The sequence below is a fragment of the Candidatus Symbiopectobacterium sp. genome, assembly GCF_020054415.1.
Taxonomy (GTDB): domain Bacteria; phylum Pseudomonadota; class Gammaproteobacteria; order Enterobacterales; family Enterobacteriaceae; genus Symbiopectobacterium.
The window spans coordinates 1-7144 of the sequence record NZ_JAHWCO010000517.1 but is presented as its reverse complement, the minus strand read 5'-3'; the positions used below and the strand labels follow the sequence as shown (position 1 = coordinate 7144).

At 53.9% G+C, this 7144-nt stretch carries 6 protein-coding genes and 3 pseudogenes; 6 read left to right on the top strand and 3 right to left on the bottom strand.

The annotated features are described in order from the left end of the window. From QZ506_RS15030 to QZ506_RS15005, 6 genes and pseudogenes are all read left to right on the top strand, one after another. The coding region (locus QZ506_RS15030; RefSeq protein ID WP_291972122.1) for a transposase at positions 1-232 on the top strand (232 nt) is incomplete at its 5' end. A gap of 331 nt (positions 233-563) precedes the next feature. Beyond that, positions 564-1985, top strand: a complete 1422-nt coding sequence (gene cysG, locus QZ506_RS15025; protein ID WP_291972120.1) for a siroheme synthase CysG — start codon at positions 564-566, stop codon at positions 1983-1985. 9 nt (positions 1986-1994) lie between these two features. Then, complete coding sequence (gene cysD / locus QZ506_RS15020) at positions 1995-2903, top strand: sulfate adenylyltransferase subunit CysD (RefSeq protein ID WP_291972118.1); 909 nt, start codon at positions 1995-1997, stop codon at positions 2901-2903. An 11-nt stretch (positions 2904-2914) separates the two neighbouring features. Then, positions 2915-4342, top strand: a complete 1428-nt coding sequence (gene cysN, locus QZ506_RS15015; RefSeq protein WP_291972116.1) for a sulfate adenylyltransferase subunit CysN — start codon at positions 2915-2917, stop codon at positions 4340-4342. After that, positions 4281-5018 (top strand): adenylyl-sulfate kinase, encoded by a 738-nt coding sequence (cysC, locus tag QZ506_RS15010; RefSeq protein ID WP_291972114.1) that lies wholly within the window; start codon positions 4281-4283, stop codon positions 5016-5018. Before cysN ends, cysC begins: the two co-directional genes overlap by 62 nt. A 34-nt stretch (positions 5019-5052) precedes the next feature. Then, positions 5053-5384 (top strand): annotated as a pseudogene (locus tag QZ506_RS15005) (DUF3561 family protein). A 35-nt stretch (positions 5385-5419) separates the two neighbouring features. Here the strand turns inward: QZ506_RS15005 and QZ506_RS15000 are convergent. The 3 genes and pseudogenes from QZ506_RS15000 to QZ506_RS14990 form a co-directional block, all read right to left on the bottom strand. Next, positions 5420-6050: pseudogene (locus tag QZ506_RS15000) on the bottom strand (amino acid ABC transporter ATP-binding protein). 87 nt (positions 6051-6137) lie between these two features. Continuing rightward, positions 6138-6848 (bottom strand): annotated as a pseudogene (locus QZ506_RS14995) (amino acid ABC transporter permease). Between the two features lie 185 nt (positions 6849-7033). Then, a partial coding sequence (locus tag QZ506_RS14990) for an IS1 family transposase (RefSeq protein ID WP_291968255.1) occupies positions 7034-7144 on the bottom strand: 111 nt, incomplete at its 5' end.

The window sequence follows — 7144 nt, the reverse complement described above, 5'->3', positions numbered from 1 at the left end:
GGAACTTCGCAAGGTAATCTACACGACGAACGCTATAGAATCACTGAACAGCGTGATCCGGCATGCAATCAAGAAACGCAAGGTGTTCCCGACTGATGACTCGGTGAAGAAGGTCGTATGGCTGGCAATCCAGGCGGCATCACATAAATGGACGATGCCCTTACAGGACTGGCGTATTGCAATGATTCGCTTTATTATCGAGTTCGGTTACCGCCTTGACGGTCACTTCTGAGGAAAGGCATTTACACAAAATCTTAAACAGGCTCTGGAAACATCAACGCAAGTGTGAATAACCCCCAGGTCGGTCAGAGATGGCCGACCTGACTGGGCTTAGCGCATAATTCCTCAACCTGAAATTTTTTCTCACAGCGGTGATATTCACGCTGTATGAGCCTAAATATGTTTTTATAATCCAATAAAAATCAATCGATAAGCATTACGCTGCGCTTCCTGCCCCACTTTTATTCCATTACGGAACTTATCATTCCAATTAGGCATTTCATAACCCTTCCTACAGCACTGTATAGTCTACTTATCCAATTTTTAACTTTGTTAAGGCGATTGTGAACTATCTCCCTTTGTTCGCTGACGTGAAGCAGCGTGTAGTGTTGGTGGTCGGCGGTGGTGAGGTAGCAACGCGCAAGATTGATTTACTGTTGCGTGCGGGTGCCGACGTGCATGTGGTGGCCAAATCCCTGACAGAACCGCTATTGGCAAAGCACCACGCCGGTCAGTTGCACTGGCTGGCGCAGGAATTCTCCCCAGAACAGGTGGATAAGGTCTTTCTGGTGATCGCCGCTACCGATGATGTAGCGTTGAACGCGGCGGTGTCTAAAGCGGCGCAGCAGCGCTATCGCCTGGTTAACGTGGTGGACGACCAGCACAAATGCTCGTTTATTTTTCCGTCTATTGTCGATCGCTCGCCGTTAGTGGTGGCGATTTCGTCGGGCGGACAGGCGCCGGTGTTGGCGCGCTTATTGCGCGAGAAACTCGAGGCATTGCTGCCTGCCAGTTTGGGTGATATGGCCCGAGTTGCAGGGGAATGGCGCGATCGGGTCAAAGAGCGGTTTCATTCGATGCGTGCGCGTCGTCAGTTTTGGGAGCGGCTGTTTAATAGCCCATTTGCTGACCAGATCGCCGCCGGGCAACAGAAGGTGGCAGAAGAAACCCTGCGCCAGCAGTTGGATCAACCTCAGCAGGTGCAGGGGGATGTAGCGCTGGTGGGGGCCGGGCCGGGAGACGCCGGTTTGTTGACCCTGCGTGGTTTACAACTGATCCAAGTGGCGGATGTGGTGCTCTATGACCATCTGGTGAGCCCGGAAGTGCTGGAGCTGGTGCGCAGCGATGCGGAAAAAATCTGCGCCGGCAAGCGCGCTTCCGCGCACTCATTGCCGCAGGGGGAGATCAACCGTCTGCTGTTTACGCTGGCATCAAGCGGTAAACGTGTGGTGCGCCTGAAAGGCGGCGATCCGTTCATCTTTGGGCGCGGCGGTGAGGAAGTGCAATACTTGGCAAAGGCCGGGGTTCCTTTCCAAATCGTACCGGGGATCACGGCGGCTGCGGGCGTTACCGCCTATGCCGGTATCCCGCTTACCCACCGTGATTACGCGCAAAGCGTACTGTTCATTACCGGGCACTGTCGTCCCGACGGCGAAGCGCTCGATTGGTCCACGCTGGCGCGCGGGCGCCAGACGCTCGCTATCTATATGGGCACGGTGAAGGCGGCGGAAATCAGCCAGCAGCTGATCGCCCATGGGCGTGCATCGGATACGCCAGTGGCGGTGATTAGCCGTGGTACGCGAGCGGATCAGTTCGTGAACATCGGCACGCTGGCGCAGTTGGAGACCTTGGCACATCAGGCTCCGACGCCGGCATTATTGGTGATTGGCGAGGTGGTTGTACTGCACCATCAAATCGCCTGGTTTGGTCTACAGACGCAGGAGACCGGGCAAACCGGACGTTCTGCGCTCGTGAATTTGGCTTGAGGAAGGGTTATGGACGAGAAACGACTGACGCACCTGCGACAGCTTGAAGCGGAAGGCATACATATAATTCGCGAAGTGGCGGCAGAATTCAGCAATCCGGTGATGATGTACTCCATCGGCAAAGATTCTTCCGTGATGCTGCATCTGGCGCGCAAGGCTTTCTATCCCGGCACGTTGCCGTTTCCGCTGCTGCATGTGGATACCGGATGGAAGTTTCGCGAGATGTACACCTTCCGTGATCGCACGGCCAAAGCCTACGGCTGCGAACTGCTGGTGCACCGTAACCCGCAGGGCGAAGCGTTGGGCATTAACCCGTTTGTACACGGTAGCGCCAAGCATACCGATATCATGAAAACTGAAGGGTTGAAGCAAGCGCTGGATAAATACGGCTTTGATGCTGCGTTCGGTGGTGCTCGGCGCGATGAGGAGAAATCCCGCGCCAAAGAGCGTATCTACTCCTTCCGCGACCGTTTTCATCGCTGGGACCCGAAAAATCAGCGCCCAGAGCTGTGGCATAACTACAACGGCCAGATTAACAAAGGGGAAAGTATTCGCGTGTTCCCGCTCTCCAACTGGACGGAGCTGGATATCTGGCAATACATCTACCTGGAAAATATCGACATTGTGCCGCTCTATCTGGCCGCTCCGCGTCCGGTGCTGGAACGTGACGGCATGTTGCTGATGGTGGATGACGATCATATCGATCTGCAACCGGGAGAGGTTATCGAACAGCGCATGGTGCGCTTCCGTACCCTCGGCTGTTGGCCGTTGACCGGCGCAGTGGAATCGCACGCGCAGACGCTGCCGGAAATCATTGAAGAGATGCTGATCTCGACCACCAGCGAACGGCAAGGGCGCGTCATTGACCGGGATCATGCCGGTTCGATGGAACTGAAAAAGCGTCAAGGGTATTTCTAAGGAATCGTCAAATGAACCAAAGCATTGCACAACAGATTGCCGATCAGGATGGCGTCGAAGCCTATTTGCACGCGCAGCAGCACAAAAGTTTACTGCGCTTTCTGACCTGCGGCAGCGTCGATGACGGCAAAAGTACCTTGATTGGCCGCTTGCTGCATGACACGCTTCAGATCTATGAAGATCAGCTTTCCACGTTACACAACGACAGCAAGCGGTTAGGTACGCAGGGTGAGAAACTGGATCTGGCGTTGCTGGTGGACGGTTTGCAGGCCGAGCGTGAACAGAGTATTACCATTGATGTCGCCTACCGCTATTTCTCCACGGAAAGACGCAAATTCATTATCGCCGATACCCCCGGTCATGAGCAGTACACCCGTAACATGGCGACCGGGGCATCGACCTGCGATCTGGCGATCCTGTTGATCGATTCGCGCAAAGGCGTACTGGATCAAACCCGTCGTCATAGCTTTATTGCCACGTTGCTGGGTATTAGCCATCTAGTCGTGGCGGTGAATAAAATGGATCTGGCGGACTACCAGCAAACGGTATTTGAGCAGTTCAAGCAGGATTACCTCGATTTTGCCCAGCAACTCCCGTCATCGTTTCAGGTGACTTTCGTGCCTATCTCCGCGCTGGATGGGGATAATGTGGCGACGCCAAGCACTACCATGCCATGGTACAGCGGCCCTACGCTGCTGGACGTGCTGGAAACGGTCGACGTTACGCGTGATAGCGATACGCAGCCGATGCGTTTCCCGGTGCAGTACGTGAATCGGCCCAACCTGGATTTTCGCGGTTATGCCGGAACACTAGCCTCCGGCGTGGTGCAGGTCGGACAGCGCGTGAGGGTGTTGCCATCTGGCGTAACCTCTTCCGTGACACGCATCGTGACCTTTGATGGCGATCTGCAACAGGCCCATGCGGGGGAAGCGATCACGCTGGTGCTGGCCGATGAAGTGGATATCAGCCGTGGCGATCTGTTGGTGCCGGAGGCAGATGAGCTGCGTGCGGTGCAGCATGCGCAGGTCTATGTGGTGTGGATGGCGGAGCAACCGTTGGTGCCGGGGCATATCTATGACATCAAGGTTGCGGGCAAGAAAACCCGCGCGCGGGTAGACAATATTCAGTATCAGGTTGAGATCAATTCACTGACGCAGCGTGTTACTGAAAGTTTGCCGTTGAACGGTATAGGTCTGGTGGATTTGACCTTTGATGAGCCGCTGCTGCTGGAGCCCTATCAGCAAAACGCCACCACGGGCGGTATGATTTTTATCGACAGACTGAGCAACGTAACCGTCGGTGCCTGCCTAGTACGCGAGGCGATTGCTCAGGTGACGCAAGAACCGTCCGCCTATAGTGCGTTTGAGCTGGAGTTGAATGCGCTGGTGCGCCGTCACTTCCCGCATTGGGGTGCGCGCGATCTGCTGGGAGGGAAGTAGCATGGCGTTGCCTCCACAAGAGAAGCATCACGCCGTTTATGACCATCGTGATGACAACATTCATGATGACAATATTATTCGTGATGAAAACATTGTCTGGCACGATCACCCGGTGGTACGCCGCGATCGGGAGCGATTGCATCGCCATCAAGGGGCGGTTATCTGGTTCACAGGCCTGTCAGGGTCAGGAAAGTCCGCGCTGGCAGGGCAACTGGAACAGCGTTTACATCAACTCGGTGTTAGCACCTATTTGCTTGATGGCGACAATGTGCGCCACGGGCTGTGCCGCGATTTGGGCTTTTCTGATGCCGATCGGCGCGAAAACATTCGGCGTGTGGGCGAAGTGGCCAGCCTGATGGGGGATGCCGGGCTGGTGGTGCTGACGGCGTTTATTTCCCCCCATCGTGCAGAGCGCCAGATGGTGCGCGAATCGCTGCCGGAAGGAAAGTTTATCGAAGTGTTTGTCGATACACCGTTGGCAGTATGCGAAGCGCGTGATCCTAAAGGATTATATAAGAAAGCACGAGCGGGCGCGCTGACCAATTTTACCGGTATCGATGCCGTCTATGAGCCGCCACACGCGCCTGAGCTGCGCTTGGAAGGCGAACAATTGGTAACAAATTTGACCGATCAGTTATTAGATCTACTGCACAGTCGTGCTATTATCAAAGTCTGATTGGCTCTGTCAGGTGTCACCGCCTTTCGCGGTGGTGCGGAGTGTTACAGTAACGCAGTTATCGGTAAGTAAGTGGCCAAGGGTGCGTGAAGATGAACGCACCTACCCGTTTATGGGAGCCATCGCCGGTTTTTCTTTCTACTGGCTTGCCGTTGTGGTGCCAATTTTGGTTTATGGCACCAATACCACGTTATTCTTTATGCTCTACACTTGGCCGTTTTTTTGGCGCTGATGCCAGCCTCCGTGCTGATCGGCGTGTTTTTTAGTGTGATTTTCAAAGGCAATATGACGCTGATGGTACTGTCCAGCGGTGCGGTTATTGTCTGCCTTTTCTGGCTGGTGTTTTCGCTGATCACCGGGTGGTGAGAAGCAGCGCGCGCATCGCGTACGCCACTGCGGTGTTAAAGGACTTTACTGAGAAAAGCTTGAGTTCGTGGATTGGTCGGTGCCGTAAATAGCGCTTCCGGCTCTCCCTCTTCTTGAATAATTCCCTGATCGATAAAGATGATACGGTCTGCAACTTCACGGGCAAATGCCATTTCGTGGGTCACGATCACCACGGTCATTCCCTCTGTTGCCAGCGTTTTCATGACCGGCAGCACCTCGCCTACCAGCTCCGGATCAAGCGCTGAGGTGGGCTCATCAAACATCATAATGGCCGGTTCCATGGCCAATGCGCGGACAATGGCGACGCGCTGTTGTTGTCCGCCAGAAAGGCTATTGGGCTAGGCATCCACTTTATCGAGCAGGCCAACTTTTTCTAACAGGTGACGGGCGCGTTCAACAGCCTGGGGGGCGTGAAAGCTTTTTCACGTCCATAGGGGCAATGATCATGTTTTCCAACACCGTCATGTGTGGAAACAGATTGAAGCGCTGAAATACCATACCTACGCTTTCACGTAACCGGTTGAGATCGGTTTTGGGATTGTGCAACGCAAATCCGTTGACGGTTATTTCACCACCGGTCGGCGTTTCCAGCGCATTCAAACAGCGCAGGAACATGCTTTTTCCCGAACCGGAAGGGCCGATCATGCAGATCACTTCCTGTGGTGCGATAGTGCAACTGATACCGCGCAGGACATGGGTATCACCAAAATGTTTTTTCAAATTATTAACACTTTAATCACTTTTGCTTAACATTATTTCCATCTGCCGCACCAGAACCGAGAGCAGGAAAGTGATGACCCAATAAACCAGAGAAATGGTCAAATAGGGTTCCCAATAGGTGGCACAGGCACCTGACACCGTACGTGCCTCGTAGGCGAGATCGGCCAGCCCAATCGCAGAAGCGAGTGATGAATCTTTGACGATGGCGATAGCATTGTTGCCAAGCGGCGGCAGCATGCGACGAAATGCCTGAGGAAGAATGACTTTGCGCATGGTGCGGCCGTAGCTCATGCCCAATGAACTCGATGCTTCCATCTGTCCGCGGTCAATAGATTGAATGCCAGCGCGGAAAATTTCGGACACATAGGCACCGGCATTCAGGGTGATTGCCACGATACACGATAGGAAGGCACCGTAGTCGGCACGTAGCATGCGTGCGAAATTCGCAGACATCAGGCCACCGCTGACGAATAAACCGTCGCGCGGGTTAATGAGTAATGGAATCAATGCAAAATGCACCACCATAATATGAACGAAAAGTGGCGTACCGCGCAACGCGCTGACATAAATACGCACAGGCCACTGTACGCCATAGTGTAATATCCACTTCTAGGGGCCGTGCGGCGCTTGCGCCAGGCGGCCTAATCCGAGCGTCAGCCCCCAGCAGGTCCCCAAAATAACGCAGATAAGCGTACATTTTATTGTCATCTAGGCCCCTTCCATAAACAACGGGGCATATTACTGAATGATTTCCCAACGAAATCCCATCGTGTGCGGTCCTTTTTGGTGTCATAGGCGAGGTGATAAAGCACCTCTGTCACTTACGCGTCATTGATTCGCGTTGTGACAGAGGCCTTGAATGCAAGACACGCCGAGTCAGGTCGTGTATTCAATGAGTTGATGTAGCATCAAACGTAGTACTCGCGTTCGATGTAAGTACCGATGATCCTATCGTGCATTTCGGATGATTTTGAATATCCGAGCGTCTTGCGATTGAGCCGTTGCAATCGGTTACGCAG